This is a genomic window from Pseudomonas sp. S2_E02 (assembly GCF_054668355.1).
In genome coordinates this window covers 4,069,320-4,093,890 of the sequence record NZ_CP162761.1, presented here as the reverse complement: position 1 = coordinate 4,093,890, position 24,571 = coordinate 4,069,320, and the positions used below count along the sequence as shown (strand labels likewise).

Below are 24,571 nucleotides of genomic sequence, written 5' to 3'. Positions count from 1 at the left end.
ATGACGGGATTCAGACCGCGACTTTGTGGTCTGCAAGCTGCGGGCTGCTGACGCGGTAGATACCGATCTCACCTAACAGATTAGGCCATAGCTTACTTGCCCACCCGTGACGGTGCTGTTGATCCACGGCAAGCCGATCAATGACCTTCGCATCACGTTCGCGGCAAAGTTCTTCAAAGTCTTCGAAGGTGCAGAAGTGAATGTTCGGTGTGTTGTACCAGGTGTACGGCAGAAATTCCGACACCGGCATGCGCCCCTTGCTTGCCAGGTACCAGCGGCAGCGCCAGTGACCGAAATTCGGGAAGGTGATGATGCATTGGCGACCGACCCGGAGCATTTCGTCGAGGATCTTGTCCGGGTAGTGCACGGCTTGCAGGGCCTGGGTCATGACGACGATGTCGAAACTGTTGCTGGCGAAGTTGCCCAGCCCCTTGTCCAGATCCTGCTCGATGACGTTGATGCCCTTGGCCACGCACTGGGCAATGTTGTCAGCGTCGTTTTCCAGGCCATAACCGGTGACGTTCTTGTTGTCGCGCAGCCAGGTCAGCAGCTCGCCGTCACCGCAACCGAGGTCGAGGACGCGGCTGCCGGCGGGGATCCATTCCTGGATGATTTCCAGATCAGCTCTCATGGCTTTCTCACAACGTGATGCGGTTCATGTAATTGCCGAACGCCTGCAAGTAGCGAGGGATCGGAATCAGGAAGGCGTCGTGGCCCTGCGGTGCGTCGATTTCCAGATAGCTGACGTCTTTGCGCGCCGCCATCAGTGCATCCACCAGTTCCCGCGAACGGGCCGGAGAGAAGCGCCAGTCGGTGGTAAACGACATCACGCAGAACTTGGCCGTGGCGTTTTCAAAGGTTTTCGCCAGGTTATCGTCGAAGTTCGCCGCTGGATCGAAGTAGTCCAGCGCCTTGGTCATCAACAGATAGGTGTTGGCGTCGAAGCGTCCGGAGAACTCTTCGCCCTGATAACGCAGGTAGCTTTCGACCTGGAATTCGACGCTGTGGAAGTCGTAGTTGAGCTTCTCGCTCTTCAGGCCACGGCCGAATTTCTCGCCCATCGAATCGTCGGACAGGTAGGTGATGTGCCCGACCATCCGCGCCAGCATCAGCCCGCGCTTGGGGATTACACCTGCTTCCTGGAACGAACCGCCGTGGAATTCCGGGTCGGTGAGGATCGCCTGACGCGCAACTTCGTTGAAGGCGATGTTCTGCGCCGACAGCTTCGGTGCCGAGGCGATGGCCAGGCAGTGACGCACTCGATCCGGGTAAGTGATGGTCCATTGCAGCGCCTGCATGCCGCCGAGGCTGCCGCCAATCACCGCCGCCCACTGGCCGATGCCGAGCAGGTCGGCCAGCCGCGCCTGGCTGTGCACCCAGTCTTCCACGGTGAGCACCGGGAAATCGGCACCGAACGGTTTGCCGGTCTCCGGGTTGATGCTGCTCGGGCCGGTGGAGCCGTTGCAGCCGCCGAGGTTGTTCAGGCTGACCACGAAGAACTTGTTGGTGTCGATCGGTTTACCCGGGCCGATGCAGCTGTCCCACCAACCGGGTTTGCGGTCGTCGACGCTGTGATAGCCGGCAGCGTGGTGATGGCCGGACAAGGCATGGCAAATCAGCACGGCGTTGCTCGCCTGCGCGTTCAGCGTGCCGTAGGTTTCGTAGATCAGGTCATAGGCGGCCAGCGAACGGCCACAGGCCAGCGCCAGCGGATCGCTGAAGTGCGCGGTTTGCGGCGTCACCAGACCAACAGAATCGGGGGGAAAGGCAGTTGGCATCGACCCTGCTCTCGTTGAAATGAGGCGTAAGTCTAAAGACCGGGGGGGTTAGCGGCAAGCAGCCCTCACCCTAGCCCTCTCCCAGAGGGAGAGGGGACTGACCGAGGTGTTCTTTTGAGCTGCACCGACCTGATCTATCGAGTCGAACTCAGGCCTTGAAAACCACCAAAATCGGCTCCCTCTCCTGGAGGGAGAGGGGACTGACCGAGGTGTTCTTTTGAACTACGCCGACCTGAGCTATGGAGTCGAACTCAAGTTTTGAAAACACCATAGATCGGCTCCCTCTCCAGGGGGAGAGGGCTGGGGTGAGGGGTACAGACGCCGCGAAACTCAAGACAAGCGCCCAACCAACCCAGGCAAATCCGGCAACTTCTTCGGCGAGCAGATCTTCACCCGCTTCTGCCGGTTCAGCTCACCACTGAGCAAACTGACCTGGCTCTTGGAAACGCCAAACGCCTTGGCTAGAAAGCCCATCAGATAAGCATTGGCCTTACCCTCGACCGGCGGCGCAGTCAGGCGAATCTTCAAACGATCACCGTGCAGCCCGGCGAAGTCATCGCTGCGGGCTGCCGGTTGCAGGTGACACTCGAGGATCAAGTCGTCACCGTCCCAACGGAACCAGCTCACATCAGCAAGCGCAGGATTTCCGGCATCATCGTCATCGCCGCCAGATTGTTGATCACCAGCATGTCGATCAGTTTCAGCGCGAGGAAGGCGAAGATCGGCGACAGGTCCAGACCGCCAAGATTCGGCAGGAACTTGCGGAACGGCGCCAGCGCCGGCTCGCAGATCTGGTTGACCAGTTCAGCGCCGGGATTGTGGCTGCCCGGCGCAACCCACGACAGAATCACGCTGATGATCAGGGCGAAGAAGAAGATCTTCAGGAACAGTGCGGTCACGCCGATGATCGACCAGATAAACAGTTGCAGCGGGTTGCCGGTGGTGCCGTAAGTCAGCAGCAGGGTCAACGCCATCAGCGCCAGTTGCACCAGAATCGCCAGCACCAGCGACGACATGTCCAGACCAAACAGGCTCGGAATGATCCGGCGCAGTGGCTTGAGCAGCGGCTGGGTCGCCTTGACCACGAACTGGCACAGCGGGTTGTAGAAGTTCGCCCGTACCAGTTGCAGGACGAAGCGCAGCAGCACGATCAGCAGGTACAGACTGCCGAGGGTTTGCAGCACGTAAACCGCTGCGGTGTTCAATCCAATCATGTAAGGCTCCTTATTTGCCCAGTTGTTCGGCCATTTCGGCCGAGCGGTGCGCGGCGGCGCCGAGTGCGGTTTCGACCAGGGCTTCGAAGCCATTGGCCTGGAATGATTTGATTGCAGCTTCCGTAGTGCCATTTGGCGAGGTCACACGGCGGCGCAGTTCAGCAGCGTCAACGTCGCTGGAGACGGCCATGTGTGCGGCGCCGAGTGCGGTCTGCAGAGTCAGTTGTTCAGCGATGTCCTTCGGCAAGCCGAGTTTGACGCCAGCAGCAGTCATGGCTTCGATCAGCAGGAAGAAGTACGCCGGGCCGGAGCCGGAGACGGCGGTGACCGCATCGAGTTGCTGCTCTTCGTTCAGCCACAGGGCAATGCCGACGGCGGACAGCAGCTCTTCGGCTTGCTGACGCTGCTCGGCGGTCACTTCGCTGGTCGCGTACAAACCGCTGACGCCCTGTCGCAGCAGTGCCGGGGTGTTGGGCATGCAGCGCACGATTGGCTGCTCGCCAAGCCAGGCGGTCATGCTGGCGCAAGTGATGCCAGCGGCAATGGAGACCACCAGTTGATTCGGTTTCAGGCTTGGGCGAATCGCCTCGCACACGGCTTTCATCGCCTGTGGCTTGACTGCCAGCACAATCACATCGACGCCGTCGATGGCCTGGGCGTTGTCGGCGAAAGTTTCGATGCCGTGTTCGGCACTGACTTTGGCGCGGGTTTCTTCACCCGGGTCGCTGGCGCGGATCTGTGCGGCTTCCAGGCCCTTGGCGCGCAGGCCGCCGATCAGGCTGGCCGCCATGTTGCCCGCACCGATAAACGCAATACGTGTGTTGCTCATGTGTGGTCCTTATCTGGAATCGTTCAAGACTGGGAATAATCTCTGGCACCAAACAGGGCCGTACCGATACGCACCCAAGTGGCGCCTTGGGCAATGGCCGACTCGAGGTCGTGGCTCATGCCCATGGACAGTGTGTCGAGCGGCAGATCGAGGCTGGCCTGCAATTTCTGCACGGCGGCGAAGGCCGCGTCTTGCTCGGCGCGATCTTCGGTCGGCTCGGGAATTGCCATCAAGCCGCGCAGTTTCAAGCGTGGCAAGGCGTTGATGGCCGCGGCCAATGCCGGCAGGTCGGCCGGGGTGCAGCCGGACTTGCTCGCCTCGCCGCTGACGTTGACCTGAATGCAGATGTTCAGCGGCGGCAACTCGGCCGGGCGCTGTTCGGACAGGCGTTGAGCGATTTTCAGGCGATCCACGGAGTGCACCCAGTCGAAATGCTCGGCGATGGCGCGAGTCTTGTTCGATTGAATGGGGCCGATGAAGTGCCAGATCAAGGGCAGGTCGGCCAGTTCGAGCTGTTTGCCCAGGGCTTCCTGCAGGTAGTTCTCGCCAAAGTCGCGCAGGCCGGCGGCATATGCTTCGCGCAGGGCCTGGGCGGGTTTGGTCTTGCTGACCGCGAGCAACTGGACGCTGTTTTCAGCGCGGTTTGCAGCTGTTACCGCTGCCTGGATGCGCGAACTAACCAGTTGGATGTTGTCTGCTATCGTGGACATCAAGAGGCGCCAGCGGTCGGAAGGTTCGCGGCATTCTACTGGAATTGAGGAGCGCTATGGATATCACTGAACTGCTGGCCTTCAGCGCCAAACAGGGAGCTTCCGACCTGCACCTGTCGGCCGGTCTGCCGCCGATGATCCGCGTCGATGGCGACGTGCGGCGGATCAATCTGCCGGCGCTGGATCACAAGCAAGTGCACGAACTGATCTACGACATCATGAACGACACCCAGCGGGTCGACTTCGAGAAACATCTGGAAACCGACTTTTCTTTCGAAGTGCCGGGTGTGGCGCGTTTCCGGGTTAACGCCTTTAACCAGAACCGTGGCGCCGGCGCCGTATTCCGTACGATTCCGTCGAAAGTGCTGAGCATGGAAGACCTCGCCATGGGCGACGTCTTCCGCAAGATCACCGATGCGCCGCGCGGTCTGGTGCTGGTCACCGGGCCGACCGGTTCCGGCAAATCGACCACGCTGGCGGCGATGATCGATTACCTCAATACCCACCGGCATCACCACATCCTGACTATCGAAGATCCGATCGAGTTTGTTCACGAATCGCGCAAATGCCTGATCAATCAGCGTGAAGTCCACCGTGATACCCGCAGTTTCGCCACTGCGTTGCGCTCGGCACTGCGTGAAGACCCGGATGTAATTTTGGTCGGTGAGATGCGTGACCTGGAAACCATTCGCCTGGCGCTGACCGCAGCCGAAACCGGGCACTTGGTGTTCGGCACGCTGCACACCACCTCGGCGGCGAAAACCATCGACCGCGTGGTCGACGTGTTCCCCGGTGACGAGAAGTCGATGGTGCGCTCGATGCTTTCCGAGTCGCTGCTGGCGGTGGTCTCGCAGACGTTGATCAAGAAGATCGGCGGCGGGCGGGTGGCGGCGCACGAGATTATGTTGGGGACGTCGGCGATCCGTAACCTGATCCGCGAGGACAAGGTCGCGCAAATGTATTCGGCGATTCAGACGGGTGGGTCGTTGGGCATGCAGACACTGGACATGTGCCTGAAGGAACTGGTGACCAAGGGCTTGATCAGCCGCGAACATGCGCGGGAGAAGGCGCGCACGCCGGATAATTTCTGAGGGAGTGATCGTTCCCACGCTCTGCGTGGGAATGCAGCCCGGGACGCTCTGCGTCCCTGCCGAAGCGGACGCGGAGCGTCCATTGAGGCATTCCCACGCGGAGCATGGGAACGATCGGTATGGTGTTAGCGCTGAACCACGCGCATCTGGTTTTGCTCTTTCGGCAACACACGCTTGGCAACCACGTAATGCTGCTGCCAATACGGCTTGTTCAACGTATCGATGCTCACCGCTTTGCCACGACGCGGAGCGTGGATGAAGCGATCGTTGCCCAGGTAAATGGCAACATGGTTGACCCGACGGCTCTTGATGTTGAAGAAAATCAGGTCGCCCGGCTTCAGATCCTTGCGCTCGACTTTCTCGCCGTGACCGCTGGCCATGGCGTTGGAGGTGCGTGGCAGGTCGAACGTAGCGTCGTTGAACGCGTATTTCACCAGACCGCTGCAATCGAAGCCTTTACTTGGGCTGCTGCCGCCCCAACGATAAGGGGTACCGAGGACGTTCACCGCACGGCTCAGTACGTTGCTGCTTTCCTTGCTCGCCATCGGTGGCACCAGCTTGCTGTGGCTCTTGCTGCTCAGCGTGGTGGTTTTGCTTTTGCTGCTTTTGCTCGAGGGAGCCGAAGCATGGGATTTAGGGGTAAAGCCGTTAACGTTAGGAAGACGTTGCTCACGATTGGTGGCGTGGGCGGCCAGTGGCATTAATAGGCAGATGGTTAGCCATGTCTTGAAAAATGGTCGCATTAGGCGTGGCTCTTTAGTGATAGCGCGCAACTTTATAACAGAGTTTTTTTTCATTCCGAGTCCGTTGGTCGATTCAGTTGGAGGCCAACGGAACCAAATAAGCGGCAAATGGACGCAATTGTCGGACAGAAGTCAGGTGCTATAAGGCTTTGACGGTAGCAACGGTAACATTTGCCGTACGTCGGCTACCTGTAAAAAAGTCACAAAGAATTCAAGAATATTTATCTATCGTGTGAATCGAGGTCTTCATGAACCCCTATCAACAATTTGTTCAGCAGCAAGATACGCACAGCAAAATCATTGGCTATTTGCTGTGGATTTTCGGTTTTACCGGTGCTCACCGCTTCTATTACGGCAAACCGGTGACCGGGACGATCTGGTTCTTCACCTTCGGTTTGCTGGGTATTGGCTGGCTGATCGACCTGTTTCTGATCCCGGCGATGGATCGCGAGGCGGATCTGCGTTTTACCGCAGGGCCGATCGAGTACAACGTGGCGTGGATTCTGCTGACGTTCCTTGGCGCACTCGGCGTGCACCGGATGTACCAAGGCAAGTGGATCAGCGGACTGATCTATCTGCTGACAGGCGGGTTGTTCTTTCTGGGGGTGCTGTATGACTTCTGGACGCTGAATGATCAGGTGTCCGTACGCAACGCCGAGGGCAGAGGCGCCTTCCAGTAAGTCTTCGCGAGCAGGCTCGCTCCCACAGGGGATTTGTGTCGTTCACAGATCCAATGTGGGAGCGAGCCTGCTCGCGAATGGGGCGACGCGGTATCAAGCCTGGTGACTGATCCGCCCATCCACCAGCGTATAGCGAACCACACCCGGCAGACTGTGCCCAATGAACGGGCAGTTCTCACCCTTCGACAACCAGTTCTCACCGGCCACCGTCGAAGCCTGCGGATCGAACAGCACGATATCCGCCGCACCACCCACTGCCAGTTTGCCCGCCGGCAGACGCAGCGCTTCAGCCGGGCCAGCGCTCAAACGCGCCAGCAAGGTCGGCAAATCCAGTAACCCATCCTCAACCAGCGTCATCGCCAGCGGCAACAGCAACTCAACACTGCTGATGCCCGGCTCGGTCGCGCCGAATGGCGCCAGTTTGGCGTCGCGTTCGTGCGGCTGGTGATGGCTGGAAATCGCCGTGACCACACCGGACTTCACCGCTTCACGCAGGCCATCACGGTCAGCACGCGTACGCAGCGGCGGTTGCACGTGGTACAGGCTGCTGAAGTCGATCAGCGCCTCATCAGTCAGAATCAGTTGATACAGCGCGACATCCGCCGTCACCTTCAAGCCACGGGCCTGCGCCTGAGCGATCAGGGCTACGCCGCGGGCGCTGGTCAATTGGCTGAAGTGCGCACGTACGCCGGTTTGCTCAACCAGCAGCAGGTCACGGGCCAATGCCACGGTTTCAGCGGTTTCCGGAATCCCCGGTAAGCCGAGGAAACTGGCCACCGCGCCTTCGTGAGCCAAGCCACCTTCAGCCAAGTCGTGATCCTGCGAGTTGAAGATCACCGTCAGATCGAAGGTCGCCGCGTATTCCAGCGCCCGGCACAGGGTGCGGGTGTTGCGGAAGCTCTCCAGACCGTTGCCGAACGCCACACAACCGGCGTCGCGCAGCGCCACCAGTTCGGCCAGTTGCTCGCCGTCCAGACCTTTGCTCAAGGCGCCAATCGGGAAGACTTTGGTGTTGCCGGCCTCGCGGGCACGATCGAGGATCAGCTCGGCCACGGCGGAGGTGTCGAGCACCGGTTTGGTTTTCGGCGGGCAGCACAGGCTGGTCACGCCACCGGCGGCGGCCGCGCGGGTTTCGCTGATGATCGAGCCTTTACGGCTGTAACCCGGCTCGCGCAGGGCAACGTTGAGGTCGACCAGGCCCGGAGCGGCAACCAGGCCTTGGGCATCGATGGTTTCCACTGCCGTGAAACCCGCTGGAGCGGCGCCGAGGGCGACGATCTTGCAGGCTTCAACGTGAATGTCGGTGACTTGATCCAGGCCGCTGCTTGGGTCGATGACGCGTGCGCCGAGAATGCTGAGCTTCACTGGGCGTTCTCCTGCTCGAATTGACGCTGCGCGGTTTGCCCGCTCATGGCCATGGACAACACGGCCATACGAATGGCGATGCCGTAGGTGACCTGGTTGAGGATCACCGAGTGCGGGCCGTCGGCCACTGCGGACTCGATCTCCACCCCCCGGTTGATCGGCCCCGGGTGCATGACGATGCAATCCGGTTTCGCCCCGGCCAGACGCGCAGTGGTCAGGCCGAACAGGCGGTAGAATTCGCCTTCGCTCGGCAGCAGGCCGCCGGTCATGCGCTCACGCTGCAGGCGCAGCATGATCACCACGTCGACGTCTTTCAGGCCTTCGGTCATGTCGGTGTAAACCTTCACGCCGTATTGCTCGATGCCGATCGGCAGCAAGGTCTTCGGCGCAATCACGCGGATGTCCGGGCAACCGAGGGTTTTCAGCGCGAGCATGTTCGAACGTGCGACCCGCGAGTGCAGGATGTCGCCGACGATGGCCACCGAGAGGTTTTCGAAGCCGCCCTTGTGCCGACGGATGGTGAGCATGTCGAGCATGCCCTGCGTCGGGTGCGCGTGACGGCCGTCGCCGCCGTTGATGATCGCCACTTGCGGGCAAACATGCTCGGCGATGAAGTGCGCGGCGCCGGAATCACCGTGGCGCACGACAAACATGTCGGCGGCCATGGCTTCGAGGTTGCGCAGGGTGTCGAGCAGCGTTTCGCCCTTGCTTGCCGACGAGGTCGACACGTTCAGGGTGATCACGTCCGCCGACAGCCGCTGGGCCGCCAGTTCGAAGGTGGTGCGGGTGCGCGTGGAGTTTTCGAAGAACACGTTGCACACGGTCTTGCCGCGCAGCAACGGGACTTTCTTCACCGCCCGGGCACCGACTTCGAGGAACGAGTCGGCGGTGTCGAGGATTTCCGTCAGCAACTCACGGCGCAGGCCGTCGAGCGAGAGGAAGTGGCGCAGCTGGCCCTGATCATTGAGCTGCAGCGGGCGCTTGGTATCTAGAGGCGTCATCGCGAAGGGGACTCTCAATAGGGCGGATTAAAGGTTGAAGTCTTGCAGTTCTAGCGTCAGCGGCTCGGGGCCGGACAGCTTCACCCGTTCATGTGCGGCCAGCGACAGCGTCGCGCCAACCACGTTCGGGCGGATCGGCAGCTCGCCGGCGTCGAGGTCCAGCAGGCAGACCAGGGTCACGCTGGCCGGGCGGCCGTAGTCGAACAATTCGTTCATGGCGGCGCGGATGGTACGGCCGCTCATCAATACGTCGTCGATCAGCACCAGATGCTGGCCTTCGATCTCGAAGGGCAGGGCGGACGGGCGCACTTGCGGGTGCAGGCCGTTCTGGCTGAAGTCGTCGCGGTAAAAGGACACATCCAGCGTGCCCAGTGGCGCATCGCTGCCCAGTTCCTTGAGCAAGGCCTGCGCGACCCAGATGCCGCCGGTGCGAATGCCGATGTAACGCGGTTCAGTGATTTCACGCTGGGCAAGGTGCGCCTTGAGGCGGGTCGCCATCTGGCTGATCAGATCGGCGGGATTTGGCAGGCTCATGGTTGCTCCTTGTTGGGGGCGAATCGGGTCCTTGGACACGACTCGGTTTTTCACTCAAAAGAAAAGCGCCGAAGCGCTTGTCAGGATTCAAACAAAGCAGTGTTTTCATCGAGCCAGCCCTGCAACAGCAGAGCGGCGGCGATGGCGTCCACCGGGTTGTCGCGGTAACTGCCTTTTTGACCGCCACGGGCCAGTCGCTCGCCTTTGGCTTCAAACGTGGTCAGGCGTTCGTCGTGGGTATAGAAGGGCAGATTGAAGCGGCCATTGAGGCGGCGGGCAAACTTTTCCGCGCGTACGCACATGTCGCTCGGGGTGCCGTCCATGTTCAGCGGCAGTCCGACAACAACGGCGTCGGGTTTCCATTCTTTTATAAGGGCTTCGACCTGGTTCCAGTCCGGCACGCCGTTCTGTGCCTTCAAGGTGCACAGCTCACGAGCCTGGCCGGTAATCACCTGGCCGACCGCGACGCCGATCTGTTTGGTGCCGTAGTCGAAGCCGAGAATCAGGCGCAGGGCCATCAGGCGTGACCTGCCTGGCTGGTCAGCAGGCTGAGGTTGATCCCCAAGTGCCGGGCCGCCGCTTCCAGACGCAGTTCGCTGCTGGTGTTGAACAGGATGTCGGCGTCGTACGGGCAGTTCAGCCAGGCGTTGTCGGCGAGTTCGGCTTCCAGTTGCCCGGCTTCCCAACCGGCGTAACCGAGGGCAATCAGGCTTTTTGCCGGGCCGACGCCGTCAGCGATGGCGAACAGCACGTCCTGCGAGGTCGAGAGGGCCAGATCACCGTCCAATTGCGCGGTGGCCTGGAAGGTCTTGCCCGCCGGGTGCAGAACAAAACCGCGATCGGTCTGCACCGGGCCGCCAATGAAGATCGGCACATGCTGGCAGAGTGCTGGCGGGTCGATGTCCGGACGTAATTGCTCAAGGATGTCGGCCAGATTCAGCTCTTGCGGCCGGTTGACCACAATCCCCATAGCGCCATTGGCCGTGTGCTCGACGATGTAGGTCAAGGTGTGGGCAAAGTTCGGGTCGGCCATGTGTGGCATGGCGATCAGGAATTGATGCTTGAGGTAGCTGGGGCTGACGTTTTTCATGTGCGCTAGTGTGGCGTCGAAGGGGCAAACTGACAAGCTGAGGATCAGAGAACAACGCAGATCAAATGTGGGAGCGAGCTTGCTCGCGAAGGCGCCAGGTCAGGCAATATCAATGGTGCATGTCCCGGCCTCTTCGCGAGCAAGCTCGCTCCCACAAGGTTTCTGTGGTGTGTCAGTTGCTCGAGAGCTTGTCGCCCTGGGCAAATTTCCAGGTGCGAATGATTTCCAGACGATCGATATCCGACAAGTCCCCGGTAAACGGCGCAAACGGTGCTGCCAACCGGACGATGCGCTGCGCCGCCTGATCCAGCAGCGGCTGGCCGGACGATTCCAGCACCAGCACTTCATACAGCGAGCCGTCGCGGTTGATCGAGACCATCAGGCGCAAATTGCCGTAGATCTGCTTGCGCCGTGCTTCTTCGGGGTAATTGAGGTTGCCGATGCGCTCGACCTTCTTGCGCCAGTCATCCTTGTACCAGGCACCCTTGTCGCGCATGGTCGACGCCGCGCTCAAACGGTGAATACGCGGGCGCTTGGCGTACAACTGCTGTTCCTTGGCCAGTTCGGCTTCGAGGCTGGCGATGTCGCTGGACAGCTGTGAGCTGTCGAACTCCGGCGCGTCGACTGTCGGTTTGACTTCGGTTTTGGCTTCTTCTTTCTTGGTCGGCGCTTTTTTAGGTTTCGGCGCGACGGTGGTCACCGCAGCTTTGGGTGCGGCTTCCTGCACTTGCGGTTTGGCGGCCGGTGGCGGGGTGACTTTCTTGACCTGATTGTCCTGGAACGGCGCCACCTCAGTGGTCTTCGGAATCGCCTTCTTGTCCAGCGTGCCGCTGCCTTCCTGATGCTGTTGAGCGAGAAAGTCAGCCTTCTCCGGCTTCTTTTCGCTCTTGAAGGTGGCGAGGGTGATTTCCAGGGTTTTGCTGATTTGCTTGGGCTCGACCATCGTGAAGCCGACGCCGAGCAGCAGCGCCAAATGGATCAGCGCCGCAAGAAACAGGGTAAATCCGAGGCGATCGGCCGGGCGCACGCCACGGTGGGCGAGTTCTGCGGGCAGATCGGACGGGAGGGTCATGACAAGAAAACCAACATCGCGTTTTTCAGAGGCTGCGCATGATAACGCAATGTTGGTTTCACGCCTTGGGCTTCACGCTTCAAGCGACAGACTGCATGTGACGTGCATCAAGCTTGTGGCATTTTGCCGGCGGCTTGCAGCTTCTTGGCGATGGCATCCATCAACATGCCGCCAATGTCAGTGCCGAAGGCATTGTCGATTTCACGGATGCAGGTCGGGCTGGTGACGTTGATTTCGGTGAGGTTTTCGCCGATCACATCGAGGCCAACGAACAGCAGGCCTTTCTCACGCAGGGTCGGGCCGACTTGGGCGGCGATCCAGCGATCCTTTTCAGTCAGCGGGCGCGCCTCACCACGACCACCGGCCGCGAGGTTGCCACGGGTTTCGCCCTGCGCCGGAATCCGCGCCAGGCAGTAATCCACCGGCTCGCCGTCGATCATCAGAATGCGTTTGTCGCCGTCCTTGATCGCCGGCAGGTAAGCCTGGCCCATGATCTGCTGGCCACCGAGGGCGGTCAGGGTTTCGAGAATCACCGACAGGTTCGGATCACCGGCACGGTGGCGGAAGATCGAAGTACCGCCCATGCCGTCCAGCGGCTTGAGGATCACGTCGCCGTGTTTCGCGGCGAACTCACGCAGCACGTCGGCGCGGCGGCTGACGATGGTTGGCGGCGTGCACTGCGGGAACAGCGTGGCGAACAGTTTTTCATTGCAGTCGCGCAGGCTCTGCGGTTTGTTCACCACCAGCACGCCAGCGGTTTCGGCCTGTTCGAGCAGGTAGGTGGAGTAAACGAACTCCATGTCGAACGGTGGATCCTTGCGCATCAGGATCACGTCGAGATCGCTCAGCAGGTTGTCCTGCTCGGCGTCCAGTTCGAACCATTTTTCCGGGTTGGCGAAGACTTTCAGCGGCTTCATGCGCGCCCGGGCCTGACCTTCACCCTGATACAGGTCGCGCTGTTCCATATAGAACAGTTCCCAGCCACGCTTCTGCGCGGCCAGCAGCATGGCCAGCGAGCTATCCTTTTTATAGGAGATGCTGGCGATAGGGTCCATGACAATCCCGACGCGAACGCTCATTGGGTTTTCCTCGAAAATTGGCTACCGGATCGGTATTGAAAAAGTGCCGCCAGAGTGGCGCCGGGCGGGTTTTCGGTCAAGGAAAAACCCGTCGATAGATTGCATCTGGAGACTGTGCTAAAAAGACTGCCAAGCGGTGCTGGCCCTTGAACATCAAGGGTTTCCAGCCATTACTCATCGCAAAACGGACAATTTGATTCGCAAAGGCGACGGTAGAGCCCTCTTATGGAACAGCAGTCCAGCGCCTTGAAGGTCATGGTGATCGACGACTCGAAAACGATTCGTCGCACCGCCGAAACATTGTTGAAGAATGTCGGTTGCGAAGTGATCACGGCGATCGACGGTTTCGATGCGTTGGCAAAGATCGCCGACAACCATCCCGGGATCATTTTTGTCGACATCATGATGCCGCGTCTGGATGGTTATCAGACCTGCGCTTTAATCAAGAACAACAGTGCATTCAAGGCCACGCCGGTGATCATGCTGTCATCGCGCGACGGGCTGTTCGACAAGGCCAAGGGGCGGATTGTCGGTTCTGATCAATTTTTGACCAAGCCTTTCAGCAAGGAAGAACTGCTCAACGCGATCCAGGCCCATGTTCCGGGCTTCGCCGCCGTTTTGCCGCAGTAAGACACGTACAGAGACACGCGGCCAGCGGGCCGCGCGTCGACAAGAAAAATGGGGAAAACCATGGCACGCATCCTGATCGTTGATGATTCGCCGACTGAAATGTACAAACTCACCGGCATGCTCGAAAAGCACGGCCATGAAGTGCTGAAGGCCGAAAACGGCGCTGACGGCGTGGCCCTGGCCCGTCAGGAAAAACCTGACGCGGTATTGATGGACATCGTCATGCCCGGCCTCAATGGTTTTCAGGCAACCCGTCAGTTGACCAAAGACCCGGAAACCGGACATATCCCGGTGATTATCATCACCACCAAGGATCAGGAAACCGACAAGGTCTGGGGCACCCGTCAGGGCGCCAAGGATTACCTGACCAAACCGGTCGACGAAGACACCCTGATCAAGACGCTGAACAACGTTTTGGCCGGTTGATCGCGCAACCATGAGCGAATCGCTGACCGCGTTCGAACTGCTCTGGCAAATCGACCAGCGCTGCCGCTTGCTGGCGGCGGACCTGCCGTCGCAAGCGGCGCGCCAGGATCGCTGGAGCGGCATCGGCTTTCGCCTTGGCGAGCATTGGTATGTGGCGCCGATGGGTGAAGTCAGCGAAGTGCTGCATGAACCGCGATTCACCCAGTTGCCCGGGGTCAAACCATGGGTCAAAGGCGTGGCTAACCTGCGCGGGCGGCTGCTGCCGATCATGGATTTGTGCGGTTTCTTCGGGCATGAGCTGTCGCCGTTGCGTAAACAGCGGCGGGTGTTGGTGGTCGAGCATGGCGATGTGTTTGCCGGGCTGATGGTCGATGAGGTTATCGGCCTGCAGCACTTTGAGCAGAACAGCTTTGAACCGCTGTCGATCAGCAAACGCCAGGGCTCCAAGGCCGAGTTCGTCAAAGGCTATTTCCGCCGCGAGCAGAACTGGCGGGTGTTCAGCCTGTTTGCATTGGCCAAATCCCCGGTGTTCATGAGCGTCGCGATATAACAGATTCAACACCGTCCCCTGTGGGAGCGAGCCTGCTCGCGAAGAGGGCGTGTCAGGCAAGATAAATATTGGCTGACCCAGCGCTTTCGCGAGCAAGCTCGCTCCCGCAGGGATTGCAGCAGGCCTCAAAGGTGTGGGTTAAGGGCGAGGACCGATGACAAAAGCAAAAACAGGCAAGCCGGCGGAAGGCTCGCGCAGTCGCTCGCAGATCATCGTGCTGTTCATCGCACTGATCGTGTTCATCATGCTGCTGTTCGCCAACTTCGCTTACCTCAACACCCAGGCGAACTACGACAAACAGTACATCGGCCACGCCGGTGAGCTGCGCGTGCTCTCGCAACGCATCGCCAAGAACGCCACCGAAGCCGCCGCCGGCAAGGCTGCCGCGTTCAAATTGCTCAGCGACGCGCGCAACGATTTCGCCCAGCGCTGGGGTTACTTGAAGAAGGGTGATCCGGCGACCGGCCTGCCTCCCGCCCCGGCTACTGTGCGCCCGGAAATGCGCGCCGTGCAGCTCGACTGGGAGCGCCTTCTGAAAAACACCGACGCGATTCTTTCCAGCGAACAGACCGTGCTGTCGCTGCATCAGGTCGCCGCAACGCTGGCCGAAACCGTGCCGCAGTTGCAGATTGAATACGAAAAAGTCGTCGAAATCCTCCTCCAGCGCGGTGCCCCGGCCGCGCAAGTGGCGATGGCCCAGCGCCAATCGCTGCTCGCCGAACGCATTCTCGGCGCGGTCAACACGGTGCTCGCTGGCGACGAAAACTCGCAGCAAGCCGCCGACGCCTTTGGCCGCGACGCCACGCGTTTCGGCCAAGTGCTCAATGGCATGTTGCAAGGCAACCCGACGCTGAAAATCAGCCAGGTCGAAGATCGCGACGCCCGTGCTCGTTTGAGCGAAATCTCCGAGCTGTTCCAGTTTGTCTCCGGCTCCGTCGATGAAATCCTCGAAACCTCGCCGGAGCTGTTCAAGGTTCGTGAATCGGCGAGCAATATCTTCAGCCTCTCGCAAACCCTGCTCGACGAAGCCTCGCACTTGGCCACTCGCTTCGAGAACCTTGCCGGTGGGCGCAACACTGACACCATCGGCGGCTACGTCCTCGGTTTGCTGGCGCTGGCCTCGATCATCCTCATCGGCATGGTCATGGTCCGCGAAACCAATCGCCAGTTGCGCGAAACCGCCGAGAAGAACGAGCGCAATCAGAACGCGATCATGCGCCTGCTCGATGAAATCGAAGACCTCGCTGACGGCGACCTCACCGTGACCGCTTCGGTGACCGAAGACTTCACCGGCACCATCGCCGACTCGATCAACTACTCCGTCGACCAATTGCGCGATCTGGTCGCGACGATCAACCTCACCGCCGGCCAGGTTGCCGCCGCCGTGCAGGAAACCCAGGCCACCGCCATGCACCTGGCCCAGGCCTCGGAGCATCAGGCTCAGCAGATTTCCGAAGCCTCGACGGCGATCAGCGACATGGCCGAATCCATCGACCAGGTTTCGGCCAACGCCGCTGAGTCTTCAGCGGTAGCCGAGCGGTCCGTGGAGATCGCCAACAAGGGCAACGAGGTGGTGCACAACACCATCCACGGCATGGACAACATCCGCGAGCAGATTCAGGACACCGCCAAACGCATCAAGCGTCTGGGCGAGTCGTCGCAGGAAATCGGCGACATCGTCAGCCTGATCGACGACATTGCCGACCAGACCAACATCCTCGCCCTCAATGCGGCGATTCAGGCGTCGATGGCTGGTGATGCCGGGCGCGGGTTTGCCGTGGTCGCCGATGAAGTGCAGCGACTGGCTGAACGCTCGTCCGCCGCGACCCGGCAGATCGAAACCCTGGTGCGGGCAATTCAGACCGACACCAACGAAGCGGTCATCTCGATGGAGCAAACCACCACCGAAGTGGTGCGCGGCGCACGACTGGCGCAGGATGCCGGTGTGGCCCTGGAAGAAATCGAAGGCGTGTCGAAGACCCTTGCGGCGCTGATTCAAAGCATCTCCAACGCAGCGCAGCAGCAGACGACTTCGGCCGGGCAGATCTCGCTGACGATGAACGTGATCCAGCAGATCACCTCGCAGACCTCGTCCGGCTCCACGGCCACCGCCGAGAGCATCGGCAACTTGACGAAAATGGCCAGTCAGCTACGACGTTCGGTGTCCGGCTTCACCTTGCCGGCGGCGACAGATAAAGCGTGAGTGGAGTGGTTATGGGTGATCGGCACGACTACGTGGCCCTCGAATGGGTCAAAGGTGAAATTGCCGAAACGCTGAAACAGGCGCATCAGGCGATAGAAGCCGTGCTCGATGATCCGCAGGCCTTTCCCGGACTGGAGGAGTGCCTGGATTACATCCATCAGGTCCACGGCAGTCTGCAGATGGTCGAGTTCTACGGCGCAGCCTTGCTCGCCGAGGAAATGGAGCATCTGGTCGAAGCCCTGCAGCACGAGCGCGTCAGCCATCGCGACGAAGCCCTGCACCTGTTGCTGCAAGCCCTTGGGCAATTGCCGATCTACCTCGACCGCGTGCAGAGCGCCCGGAGAGATTTGCCGTTGGTGGTGCTGCCGCTGATCAACGATCTGCGCAGCGCCCGTGGCGAAAGCCTGTTGTCTGAAACCAGCCTGTTCAGCCCGCAACTGCCCGAACTGGCACAGCTAAACGCAGAAGCGCTGGCACTGCTGGAGCCGGCAGAACTGCCGAACGTGCTGCGCAAATTGCGCCAGATGCTGCAAATGGCTTTGGTCGGTTTGCTGCGCGAGCAGGATGACCAGACCCACCTCGGTTATCTGGCCAAAGTATTCACTCGCCTCGAAGCGCTGAGCGGTGATTCGCCGCTGAGTCCGCTGTGGCAAGTCGCCTCGGCGCTGGTCGAGGGCATGCGCGCAGGCGTCATCGCCAACAGCCCGGCGCTGCGCAGCCTGTTCAAGGATGCCGACAAAGAGCTCAAGCGTCTGCTCGAGCAAGGTATGTCCGGCCTCAATCAGCCGCCTCCGGCTGAGCTACTGAAAAGCCTGTTGTTCTATATTGCCAAAGCCGAACATCCCACCGGGCAGATGCTGACCATGAAAGATCGCTACTCCCTGGACGACGCGTTGCCCGACAGCGCGATGGTCGACGAAGAACGCGCGCGCCTGGCCGGCCCCGATCGCGATGCGATGCGCTCGGTGTTGGCGGCGTTGTGTGAAGAACTGGTGCGGGTCAAGGAGCGCCTCGACCTGTTCGTGCGCAGCGACCGCCAGCACACCTCGGATCTGGAAAACCTGCTCGCACCCCTGCGGCAGATCGCCGACACCCTCGCGGTGCTCGGTTTCGGCCAGCCGCGCAAAGTGATCATTGATCAATTGGCCGTGGTGCTCAGCCTCGCTCAGGGCCAGCGCGAACCGAACGACGCGATCCTGATGGACGTTGCCGGCGCGCTGCTCTACGTCGAAGCGACGCTGGCCGGAATGGTCGGCACCGTCGAGCCGGAAAGCCCGGAAGATACGCGCCTGCCAACCACCGACCTGACGCAGATCCATCAGATCGTCATCAAGGAAGCACGCATCTGCCTGCAACAGGCCAAGGACATGATCGTCGACTACATCGACGCCGATTGGGATCGCCAGCACCTGCAACCGTTGCCGGCGCTGCTGACTCAGGTGCGCGGGGCACTGGCGATGATTCCGTTGAACCGCGCGGCAAGTCTGGTCGAGGCGTGCAACGGCTTTATCCGCGAACATCTGTTGCTTGATCCGCACGAGCCGGGTTGGGAAGAGCTGGATCATCTGGCCGATGTCATCAGCAGCCTCGAGTATTACCTCGAACGTCTGAGCGACGATCCGCAGGCGCCGAGCGAGCAGTTGCTGGATGTCGCGCAGAAGTCCCTTGCGAGTCTGGGTTTCTTTCCAGATGAGCCGCATGTGCCCGTGCTCGACGACGTGCTCAGCCCCAGCGAAGCGCTGGTGATGCAGGACATGCAAGCGCTTGATGACCCGGAAACCGTGCAGTCGCTGGCCGACGTTCTGGCCAGCCCGGTTTCAGCGCTCAACCCGCCGGCATTGATCACGCCGGGCAGCCTGATGCCGCCGCCAGCCGATGAAGAACCGGTCGACGATGAACTGCGCGAAGTGTTCCTCGAAGAGACCGACGAGGTCCTCGAAGTCCTCCACGAATACCTGCCGCGCTGGATTGCCAATCCGCAGGACCGCGATGCGCTGACCGAACTGCGTCGCGCCTTCCACACGCTCAAGGGCAGCGGGCGCATGGTCCGCGCGCTGATTCTCGGTGAGCTGGCATGGTCGGTGGAAAACCTGCTCAACCGCGTGCTCGAACAAAGTGTCGAACCGGGCTCGGTGGTGCAGCAAGTGCTGAGCGACACCGTGCTGTTGCTGCCCGAGTTGATCAGCGAATTCGCCACTAGTAACCAGCGCCAGCGCGGCGATGTCGATCAACTCGCGGCCCGTGCTCACGCCTTGGCCAAAGGTGACGAGCCATTGGCCGCCGAAGACGTCGACGATGTCGCGGCGCTCGATCCGCTGTTGCTGGAAATCTTCCGCAAAGAAGCCGAGACCCACCTCGCCAGCCTCAACCGCTTTCTCGATCAGGCCGCCGAGCATGTGCCGCTGCAGGCCAGCGACGAACTGCAGCGCGCCTTGCACACGCTCAAGGGCAGCGCCTCGATGGCTGGCGTATTGCCGATTGCCGAACTCGCTGCGCCGCTCGATCAACTGGCCCGCGAGTTCAAGGCGCACCAGTTGCCGCTGGACCTCGACGAAGTGGAGTTGCTGCTGGAAGCCGAGGGTCTGTTCCGCGTCGGCCTGCGTCAACTCAGGCATGATCCGCTGGCGCCGATTGTCGGTGCACAGTCGCTGATCAAACGCTCGGAAACCCTGCTTGCCGAGCGTCTGGAATCGATCCTCGATGCGCCGCACACCGGCCTGCGGATCAAGCGTGATCCGCAACTGATCAACAACTTCCTCGCTCAGGGCATGGACATCCTGCTCGACGCTGAAAGCCTGTTGCAGCGCTGGCAACAACACCCCGGCGAGCGTCAGGAACTCAGCGCCTTGCTGGATGAGCTGACCACCCTTGGCGAAGGCGCGCATTTGGCGGATCTGCTGCCGGTGGATGTGCTGTGCGAAGCCTTGCTCGACCTGTATGGCGCGGTGGAAGAAAGCAGCCTGGCGGTCAGTGAACAGTTTTTCCGCGAAGCGCAGAACGCTCACGAAGCGCTGATCAACATGCTCGACGAACTGGCCGCCGGGCAGGAAGTCACGCCACAACCGGCGCGGATCCGGGCGTTGCATGATCTGCTCGATCAGAGCCTCGACCCATCGTCCATGGGCCTGATTCGCAGCGATGGCAGCCGCACCCTGAGCATCCGTGATCTGGGCAGCGCCACCGCTGAGTTGCAGCAAAAGGCAACGGCGCTTGAACACGATGACGAGATCGTCGAGATTTTCCTTGAAGAAGCGGTCGACATTCTCGATAGCTCGGGCCAAGCCTTGCAGCGCTGGTTGAGCGACCCGGACAACGCTGCACCGCTGTCCTCGCTGCAACGCGATCTGCACACCCTCAAGGGTGGCGCGCGGATGGCTGAAGTCGAGGCCATTGGCGATCTGGCTCAGGAGCTGGAAAGCTTTTACGAAGGCTTGGTGGATCGTCGCTACCACTACAGCGAAAGCCTGGGGCGCTTGCTGCTCAAGAGTCATGAGCGTTTGGCATTGTTGCTTGATCAACTGCAAAGCCATCAGCCGCTGATCCCGGCGCAGGATCTGATCGACACGATTCGTCAGGTACGTCAGGGCCACAGCGTCGCCGAAGCGCCGTCAGCAACAACCGAGCACGACAGCGCTGGCCACGATCCCGAACTGCTGGAAATCTTCCTCGAAGAAGGTTTCGACATCATCGAAAACTCCGGCGCCGCGCTGCTGCGCTGGCAAGCCGAGCCGGGCAATCGCCAGGAAGTGGAAACCCTGCTGCGCGATCTGCACACCCTCAAGGGTGGCGCGCGGATGGTCGAGATCGGGCCGATCGGCGACCTCGCCCATGAGCTGGAATACCTTTACGAAAGTCTTTCCAGCGGCGCTTTGCAGCCGTCGGCGGAGCTGTTTGCGCTGGTGCAGCGCGGCCATGATCGGCTGGCACAAATGCTCGATGGCGTGCGCGCCGGGCAACCGTGTCCACCGGCCGATCGGCTGATCAACGCGATCCAGAATTTCAGCCATCCGGTGACGATAGAAACGCCGCCAGTGCTACCCGTTCCGGTCAAGACTGACGCGGCGCCGCCGGCTGCTGACGCTGGCGCGGACATGGTCAAAGTCTCCGCCGAACTGCTCGATGAGCTGGTCAATCTGGCCGGGGAAACCTCGATCTTCCGTGGTCGCATCGAGCAGCAGGTCAACGACGCACAGATCGCCCTGAACGAGATGGAAACCACCATCGAACGCATGCGCGATCAGTTGCGCCGCCTCGACACCGAAACCCAAGGGCGGATTCTCAGCCGTCAGCAGGTCGATGCCGAACGCCTCGGCTACGAAGAATTCGATCCGCTGGAAATGGACCGCCATTCGCAGTTGCAGCAACTGTCTCGCGCGCTGTTCGAATCGGCCTCCGACTTGCTCGACCTCAAGGAAACCCTCGACCGCCGCAACCACGACGCCGAGAACCTGTTGCAGCAACAGGGGCGGATCAATACCGAATTGCAGGAAGGCCTGATGCGCACGCGCATGGTGCCGTTCGAGCGCATGTTGCCGCGTTTGAAACGCATCGTCCGGCAGGTCGCTGAAGAGCTGAACAAAGACGTCGCGTTTGTCGTCGGCAACGCCGAAGGCGAGATGGATCGCAACGTACTCGAACGCATGGCCGCGCCGTTGGAACACATGCTGCGCAATGCCGTCGATCATGGTCTGGAGTCCGCCGAGGTGCGGCTGGCGGCAGGCAAACCGGCGCAGGGCACGGTAAGCCTGGACCTGTCCCGCGAGGGCGGCGACATCGTTTTCGACATTCGCGACGACGGTGCCGGGGTGCCACTGGAAGCGGTGCGGCGCAAGGCGATCAAGCGTGGCATGCTCGCGCCGGAAGCTGAGATCAGCGACCGCGACGTGTTGCAGTTCATCCTTCAGCCGGGGTTTTCCACAGCGGAAAAGATCACGCAGATTTCCGGACGCGGCGTCGGCATGGACGTGGTGCATGAAGAAGTGCGGCAACTCGGCGGCAGCATGAGCATCGACTCGGTGCCGGGGCAGGGCGTGCATTTCCGTATTCGTTTGCCATTCACCGTGTCGGTCAACCGCGCATTGATGGTGCAGTGTGGCGAGGATCAATATGCGATTCCGCTGAACACCATCGAAGGCATCGTCCGCGTGTTGCCGAATGATCTGGAAGGGCACTTCCGCCAGGATCCACCGCGCTACCACTACGGCGGCCAGACCTATGAACTGTGCTACCTCGGCGAACTGCTGAAAACCGCGCCACGGCCAAAACTGCTCGGCCAGAACCTGCCGTTGCCGGTGCTGCTGGTGCACTACAACGACCGGCGCATCGCGGTGCTGGTCGATACCATGGCCGGCACCCGCGAGATCGTGGTCAAGAGCCTTGGCGCGCAATTCGCGGCGGTGCAGGGCGTGTCCGGGGCGACGATTCTCGGCGATGGCCGGGTGGTGCTGATTCTCGATTTGCTCGCACCGATTCGGGCAATGCAAGCGCGGGTTGCGCAGACACCGACGCTGCCGGAGATCGACAGCGAACCGCAGAAACCGCTGCTGGTGATGGTGGTCGACGACTCGGTCACCGTACGCAAGGTCACCAGCCGTTTGCTCGAACGTCACGGCATGAACGTGCTCACGGCCAAGGACGGTGTCGACGCCATGCTGCTGCTCGAAGAACACATGCCCGACCTGATGCTGCTCGACATCGAAATGCCGCGCATGGACGGCTTCGAAGTCGCCACCCAGGTACGCAACGACGAACGCCTGCAACACTTGCCGATCATCATGATCACCTCACGCACCGGCCAGAAACACCGCGACCGTGCCATGGCGATTGGCGTCAACGACTACCTCGGCAAGCCGTATCAAGAGTCGGTGCTGCTTGAAAGCATTGCCCAATGGAGCAAGAAACATGCATGAGCGCCGGCATAATCAGCGCAGCAGCCAACTGACCGGGTTGCTGCTGCCGTTGGCGGATCGCAATTTGATCCTGCCTAACGTTGCTGTCGCTGAGTTGATCGATTACCAGGCCAGCGCCTTCGATCTGGATACGCCGCCGTGGTATCTCGGCAAGGTTACGTGGCGTGAGCGGCAGATTCCGTTGCTGAGTTTTGAATCGGCGTGCGGGCAGAAAATCGTCATTGGCGAGCGCGCGCGGATCGTGATTTTGAATGCGCTGGGCGGGTTGCCGGAGTTGAAATTCATTGCGCTGCTGGTGCAGGGGATTCCGCGGTCGTACAAGCTTGATAGCCAGTTGAGTTATGTCGATGTGCCGTTGTGTGCGCTGGAGCAGGCGGCGGTGCAGGTCGGGGAGCAAGTGGCGAAGGTTCCGGATTTGTTGGGGCTGGAGAAGTTGTTGGTAGATGCTGGGCTAGCCCACTGATCGTTCCCACGCTCCGCGTGGGAATGCAGCCCGGGACGCTCCGCGTCCCAAAAAGCCGAACGCAGAGCGTCCGTTGAGGCATTCCCACGCAGAGCGTGGGAACGATCATCCGCGGGGTGATCCAGAACTTGCGCTGCTTCGGCTGGCCTCTTCGCGAGCAAGCTCGCTCCCACAGTGGGTTTCTGTCGTACACAGAATCTGCGTTCTCTGGAGATCTCCTGTGGGAGCGAGCTTGCTCGCGAAAGCGTCAGTCGCTACACCTCAATCCGACAGGAAAATCCTCAATCTTTGTGCGCAATAAACACCCTTTAGCGCAGCTGTTTAAAGACACTCTGTGTTACGCCTCCCTAACCTACAAATCCTTGCGCCGCTGCCTACGCATGCACCAGAATCCGCCGGCTTGTGCGCCTTTGGCATGCTGCGTAACTTGATTCCGTCACTGATTTCCAGTGATCGGGTTTAGTAGCCCGCCATATTTGGGGCGTATAGCTCATCAGACAGTCAGGTACTCCATACCTGCACTTTATGGTGGTTGTGCGCAGGGCGCCTTCGGGCGCGCCGGTTTCCCAGATCCCCGGTCTACTAACCTGCGCACAGCTGCCTCCACTTCTTTTAGTAGAGAAGCGGTGGCTAGCCCGAATGAGGATCTGGTAAATGTTCAAAGTAACGCCAAACCCGCCGGTCACCGACCCGGCATCCCCCTACGAATCCCCCGACTCCAGGAAATTCCACGAAGCCGCCGAGCGCGCCCTCGACCATTACCTCGGTCCGACCAACGCCGACCTGATGGCCACGCCCTACACCCCGAACACGCTGTACATGGCCAACCCGAATGCCGACACCGAATCCCTGCTGGCCGACGCCAGTGAAACCCTCGGGTCGGCCACGGTGATGCTCAACAATCATGCGGCAATGGTGGAAGGTACGCACCGCAAGACTGTGCAGGGTATTGCGCAGGTGGTGATGGTGGCGGAGATGGCGGTCAATCGTTTGTTGGATAGGTTGGTGCCGACGGAGTGACTTAAAAGCCGACCCTCACCCCAGCCCTCTCCCGGAGGGAGAGGGGGCCGACCGAGGTGTCTGGCGTTGTACATCGACCTGAAAAACCGAGTCGATTATGGATCTGGTAAACCTAGTAAATTCCGGATTCAGTGCAACATTCCCAGGTCGGCGCAATTCCCGAATATCCCCCAATCAGTCCCCT

General features: G+C 60.6%; 23 protein-coding genes. 9 read left to right on the top strand and 14 right to left on the bottom strand.

What is annotated here, in order from left to right; genetic code table 11:
* Window positions 1-10: 10 nt before the first annotated feature.
* The 6 genes from metW to AB4O01_RS18390 form a co-directional block, all read right to left on the bottom strand.
* Entirely contained in the window at window positions 11-631 is a 621-nt protein-coding gene (gene metW, locus AB4O01_RS18415) for a methionine biosynthesis protein MetW (protein WP_460089162.1), read from the bottom strand.
* A 7-nt stretch (window positions 632-638) separates the two neighbouring features.
* On the bottom strand, window positions 639-1,778 hold the full coding sequence (gene metX / locus AB4O01_RS18410) for a homoserine O-succinyltransferase MetX (protein WP_093429832.1): 1,140 nt from the start codon (window positions 1,776-1,778) through the stop codon (window positions 639-641).
* A 330-nt stretch (window positions 1,779-2,108) separates the two neighbouring features.
* Window positions 2,109-2,405, bottom strand: a complete 297-nt coding sequence (locus AB4O01_RS18405) for a DUF167 domain-containing protein (protein WP_007913642.1) — start codon at window positions 2,403-2,405, stop codon at window positions 2,109-2,111.
* Window positions 2,402-2,992 carry a YggT family protein gene (locus AB4O01_RS18400; RefSeq protein ID WP_099757419.1) on the bottom strand — a complete coding sequence of 197 codons (591 nt, stop codon included), beginning with the start codon at window positions 2,990-2,992 and terminating at the stop codon, window positions 2,402-2,404. The genes AB4O01_RS18405 and AB4O01_RS18400 overlap by 4 nt, the downstream gene beginning before the upstream one ends.
* 10 nt (window positions 2,993-3,002) lie before the next feature.
* Window positions 3,003-3,821, bottom strand: a complete 819-nt coding sequence (gene proC, locus AB4O01_RS18395; RefSeq protein ID WP_093429835.1) for a pyrroline-5-carboxylate reductase — start codon at window positions 3,819-3,821, stop codon at window positions 3,003-3,005.
* 23 nt (window positions 3,822-3,844) lie between these two features.
* The gene (locus tag AB4O01_RS18390; protein ID WP_460089161.1) at window positions 3,845-4,531 is read right to left on the bottom strand and encodes a YggS family pyridoxal phosphate-dependent enzyme; all 687 of its coding nucleotides are present in this window, start codon (window positions 4,529-4,531) and stop codon (window positions 3,845-3,847) included.
* Window positions 4,532-4,587: 56 nt separating this feature from the next.
* Here AB4O01_RS18390 and AB4O01_RS18385 point away from each other — a divergent pair, with 56 nt between their 5' ends.
* Window positions 4,588-5,622: a type IV pilus twitching motility protein PilT gene (locus AB4O01_RS18385; RefSeq protein ID WP_041063525.1), complete on the top strand. Its 1,035-nt coding sequence runs from the start codon at window positions 4,588-4,590 to the stop codon at window positions 5,620-5,622.
* 125 nt (window positions 5,623-5,747) lie between these two features.
* Here the strand turns inward: AB4O01_RS18385 and AB4O01_RS18380 are convergent, their stop codons facing one another.
* Window positions 5,748-6,365, bottom strand: a complete 618-nt coding sequence (locus tag AB4O01_RS18380; protein ID WP_095049466.1) for a C40 family peptidase — start codon at window positions 6,363-6,365, stop codon at window positions 5,748-5,750.
* A 248-nt stretch (window positions 6,366-6,613) separates the two neighbouring features.
* Here AB4O01_RS18380 and AB4O01_RS18375 point away from each other — a divergent pair, with 248 nt between their 5' ends.
* Complete coding sequence (locus AB4O01_RS18375; RefSeq protein ID WP_007913651.1) at window positions 6,614-7,045, top strand: NINE protein; 432 nt, start codon at window positions 6,614-6,616, stop codon at window positions 7,043-7,045.
* A gap of 93 nt (window positions 7,046-7,138) precedes the next feature.
* Here the strand turns inward: AB4O01_RS18375 and AB4O01_RS18370 are convergent, their stop codons facing one another.
* The 7 genes from AB4O01_RS18370 to gshB form a co-directional block, all read right to left on the bottom strand.
* On the bottom strand, window positions 7,139-8,410 hold the full coding sequence (locus AB4O01_RS18370) for a dihydroorotase (protein WP_460089160.1): 1,272 nt from the start codon (window positions 8,408-8,410) through the stop codon (window positions 7,139-7,141).
* Window positions 8,407-9,411 (bottom strand): aspartate carbamoyltransferase catalytic subunit, encoded by a 1,005-nt coding sequence (locus AB4O01_RS18365; RefSeq protein WP_007913665.1) that lies wholly within the window; start codon window positions 9,409-9,411, stop codon window positions 8,407-8,409. Before AB4O01_RS18365 ends, AB4O01_RS18370 begins: the two co-directional genes overlap by 4 nt.
* Window positions 9,412-9,438: 27 nt before the next feature.
* The gene (gene pyrR / locus AB4O01_RS18360; protein WP_034153653.1) at window positions 9,439-9,945 is read right to left on the bottom strand and encodes a bifunctional pyr operon transcriptional regulator/uracil phosphoribosyltransferase PyrR; all 507 of its coding nucleotides are present in this window, start codon (window positions 9,943-9,945) and stop codon (window positions 9,439-9,441) included.
* Window positions 9,946-10,025: 80 nt separating this feature from the next.
* Window positions 10,026-10,463 (bottom strand): Holliday junction resolvase RuvX, encoded by a 438-nt coding sequence (ruvX, locus tag AB4O01_RS18355; RefSeq protein ID WP_064589634.1) that lies wholly within the window; start codon window positions 10,461-10,463, stop codon window positions 10,026-10,028.
* Window positions 10,463-11,035 (bottom strand): YqgE/AlgH family protein, encoded by a 573-nt coding sequence (locus AB4O01_RS18350; RefSeq protein WP_016985971.1) that lies wholly within the window; start codon window positions 11,033-11,035, stop codon window positions 10,463-10,465. Before AB4O01_RS18350 ends, ruvX begins: the two co-directional genes overlap by 1 nt.
* Window positions 11,036-11,207: 172 nt before the next feature.
* A complete protein-coding gene (locus AB4O01_RS18345; protein WP_460089159.1) occupies window positions 11,208-12,107 on the bottom strand; it encodes an energy transducer TonB in 900 nt (299 codons plus the stop codon).
* A gap of 107 nt (window positions 12,108-12,214) precedes the next feature.
* Window positions 12,215-13,186, bottom strand: coding sequence for a glutathione synthase (gene gshB, locus AB4O01_RS18340; RefSeq protein ID WP_093429841.1), 972 nt, complete (start codon window positions 13,184-13,186; stop codon window positions 12,215-12,217).
* Window positions 13,187-13,411: 225 nt separating this feature from the next.
* Between gshB and pilG the strand changes: the two genes are divergently transcribed.
* From pilG to AB4O01_RS18305, 7 genes are all read left to right on the top strand, one after another.
* Window positions 13,412-13,816: a twitching motility response regulator PilG gene (pilG, locus tag AB4O01_RS18335; protein ID WP_007913673.1), complete on the top strand. Its 405-nt coding sequence runs from the start codon at window positions 13,412-13,414 to the stop codon at window positions 13,814-13,816.
* 60 nt (window positions 13,817-13,876) lie between these two features.
* Window positions 13,877-14,242, top strand: coding sequence for a twitching motility response regulator PilH (pilH, locus tag AB4O01_RS18330; RefSeq protein ID WP_007897961.1), 366 nt, complete (start codon window positions 13,877-13,879; stop codon window positions 14,240-14,242).
* 10 nt (window positions 14,243-14,252) lie between these two features.
* Window positions 14,253-14,792 (top strand): chemotaxis protein CheW, encoded by a 540-nt coding sequence (locus tag AB4O01_RS18325; RefSeq protein WP_186620027.1) that lies wholly within the window; start codon window positions 14,253-14,255, stop codon window positions 14,790-14,792.
* A 154-nt stretch (window positions 14,793-14,946) separates the two neighbouring features.
* Entirely contained in the window at window positions 14,947-16,995 is a 2,049-nt protein-coding gene (locus AB4O01_RS18320) for a methyl-accepting chemotaxis protein (protein WP_093429842.1), read from the top strand.
* 11 nt (window positions 16,996-17,006) lie between these two features.
* Window positions 17,007-22,904, top strand: coding sequence for a hybrid sensor histidine kinase/response regulator (locus AB4O01_RS18315; RefSeq protein WP_460089158.1), 5,898 nt, complete (start codon window positions 17,007-17,009; stop codon window positions 22,902-22,904).
* On the top strand, window positions 22,897-23,367 hold the full coding sequence (locus tag AB4O01_RS18310; RefSeq protein WP_460089157.1) for a chemotaxis protein CheW: 471 nt from the start codon (window positions 22,897-22,899) through the stop codon (window positions 23,365-23,367). The genes AB4O01_RS18315 and AB4O01_RS18310 overlap by 8 nt, the downstream gene beginning before the upstream one ends.
* 654 nt (window positions 23,368-24,021) lie before the next feature.
* Window positions 24,022-24,387, top strand: coding sequence for a DUF6124 family protein (locus AB4O01_RS18305; protein WP_460089156.1), 366 nt, complete (start codon window positions 24,022-24,024; stop codon window positions 24,385-24,387).
* Window positions 24,388-24,571 lie beyond the last annotated feature (184 nt).

What these genes read in the sequence shown, in the direction of transcription:
- metW (WP_460089162.1), bottom strand. Translation starts at nt 631, where the DNA reads ATGAGAGCTGATCTGGAAATCATCCAGGAATGGATCCCCGCCGGCAGC.
- metX (WP_093429832.1), bottom strand. Translation starts at nt 1,778, where the DNA reads ATGCCAACTGCCTTTCCCCCCGATTCTGTTGGTCTGGTGACGCCGCAA.
- AB4O01_RS18400 (WP_099757419.1), bottom strand. Translation starts at nt 2,992, where the DNA reads ATGATTGGATTGAACACCGCAGCGGTTTACGTGCTGCAAACCCTCGGC.
- proC (WP_093429835.1), bottom strand. Translation starts at nt 3,821, where the DNA reads ATGAGCAACACACGTATTGCGTTTATCGGTGCGGGCAACATGGCGGCC.
- AB4O01_RS18390 (WP_460089161.1), bottom strand. Translation starts at nt 4,531, where the DNA reads ATGTCCACGATAGCAGACAACATCCAACTGGTTAGTTCGCGCATCCAG.
- AB4O01_RS18385 (WP_041063525.1), top strand. Translation starts at nt 4,588, where the DNA reads ATGGATATCACTGAACTGCTGGCCTTCAGCGCCAAACAGGGAGCTTCC.
- AB4O01_RS18380 (WP_095049466.1), bottom strand. Translation starts at nt 6,365, where the DNA reads ATGCGACCATTTTTCAAGACATGGCTAACCATCTGCCTATTAATGCCA.
- AB4O01_RS18375 (WP_007913651.1), top strand. Translation starts at nt 6,614, where the DNA reads ATGAACCCCTATCAACAATTTGTTCAGCAGCAAGATACGCACAGCAAA.
- AB4O01_RS18365 (WP_007913665.1), bottom strand. Translation starts at nt 9,411, where the DNA reads ATGACGCCTCTAGATACCAAGCGCCCGCTGCAGCTCAATGATCAGGGC.
- pyrR (WP_034153653.1), bottom strand. Translation starts at nt 9,945, where the DNA reads ATGAGCCTGCCAAATCCCGCCGATCTGATCAGCCAGATGGCGACCCGC.
- ruvX (WP_064589634.1), bottom strand. Translation starts at nt 10,463, where the DNA reads ATGGCCCTGCGCCTGATTCTCGGCTTCGACTACGGCACCAAACAGATC.
- AB4O01_RS18350 (WP_016985971.1), bottom strand. Translation starts at nt 11,035, where the DNA reads ATGAAAAACGTCAGCCCCAGCTACCTCAAGCATCAATTCCTGATCGCC.
- AB4O01_RS18345 (WP_460089159.1), bottom strand. Translation starts at nt 12,107, where the DNA reads ATGACCCTCCCGTCCGATCTGCCCGCAGAACTCGCCCACCGTGGCGTG.
- gshB (WP_093429841.1), bottom strand. Translation starts at nt 13,186, where the DNA reads ATGAGCGTTCGCGTCGGGATTGTCATGGACCCTATCGCCAGCATCTCC.
- pilG (WP_007913673.1), top strand. Translation starts at nt 13,412, where the DNA reads ATGGAACAGCAGTCCAGCGCCTTGAAGGTCATGGTGATCGACGACTCG.
- pilH (WP_007897961.1), top strand. Translation starts at nt 13,877, where the DNA reads ATGGCACGCATCCTGATCGTTGATGATTCGCCGACTGAAATGTACAAA.
- AB4O01_RS18325 (WP_186620027.1), top strand. Translation starts at nt 14,253, where the DNA reads ATGAGCGAATCGCTGACCGCGTTCGAACTGCTCTGGCAAATCGACCAG.
- AB4O01_RS18320 (WP_093429842.1), top strand. Translation starts at nt 14,947, where the DNA reads ATGACAAAAGCAAAAACAGGCAAGCCGGCGGAAGGCTCGCGCAGTCGC.
- AB4O01_RS18315 (WP_460089158.1), top strand. Translation starts at nt 17,007, where the DNA reads ATGGGTGATCGGCACGACTACGTGGCCCTCGAATGGGTCAAAGGTGAA.
- AB4O01_RS18310 (WP_460089157.1), top strand. Translation starts at nt 22,897, where the DNA reads ATGCATGAGCGCCGGCATAATCAGCGCAGCAGCCAACTGACCGGGTTG.
- AB4O01_RS18305 (WP_460089156.1), top strand. Translation starts at nt 24,022, where the DNA reads ATGTTCAAAGTAACGCCAAACCCGCCGGTCACCGACCCGGCATCCCCC.